The following is a 457-nucleotide window of genomic DNA, read 5'->3' as shown; positions in this document are numbered from 1 at the left end:
CGCATTTCGCCCAGGGGATCACCATAATAAAATGCTGAGGCCTGGCCTTTGCGTAGTGCACGCATCACCTCAATACCTTTGATGGTGGCGTAAGCCGTCTTCATGGATTTAAATCGTAAGCGTCGTCTCAGCACCGTCTGGCAGATCCTGATATTCCTGAGAGGATAGTGGACACCAAATATGGTGGACGCTATCCATGAAATCATTAACCGCAGTGCGTAAAAAAACAACAGCAAGGCCTGACTTGACCCGCTCGCTGATGAGATCCCGCTCAAACTCCGCAATGCCGGAAAGAAACGTCGCCAGCATTCGTCCATACGGCGACGAAAGATCGAACGCCATGGCACTGTTGCAAAGTTAGCGATGAGGCAGCCTTTTGTCTTATTCAAAGGCCTTACATTTCAAAAACTCTGCTTACCAGGCGCATTTCGCCCAGGGGATCACCATAATAAAATGC

At 49.5% G+C, this 457-nt stretch carries 1 protein-coding gene and 1 pseudogene; both read right to left on the bottom strand.

What is annotated here, in order from left to right:
* Window positions 1-113: pseudogene (locus FHC49_RS01455) on the bottom strand (IS6 family transposase); the annotation flags it as partial.
* Window positions 109-342, bottom strand: a complete 234-nt coding sequence (locus tag FHC49_RS24280; RefSeq protein WP_255581027.1) for a recombinase family protein — start codon at window positions 340-342, stop codon at window positions 109-111. The gene FHC49_RS24280 and the pseudogene FHC49_RS01455, both read right to left, overlap by 5 nt.
* Window positions 343-457: the final 115 nt, after the last annotated feature.

The organism is Kluyvera sp. EC_51 (assembly GCF_019584505.1).
Lineage (GTDB): Bacteria > Pseudomonadota > Gammaproteobacteria > Enterobacterales > Enterobacteriaceae > Kluyvera > Kluyvera sichuanensis.
The sequence above is the reverse complement of the archived record's forward strand: the minus strand, read 5'-3'. Positions and strand labels throughout refer to the sequence as shown.

What these genes read in the sequence shown, in the direction of transcription:
- FHC49_RS24280 (WP_255581027.1), bottom strand. Translation starts at nt 342, where the DNA reads ATGGCGTTCGATCTTTCGTCGCCGTATGGACGAATGCTGGCGACGTTT.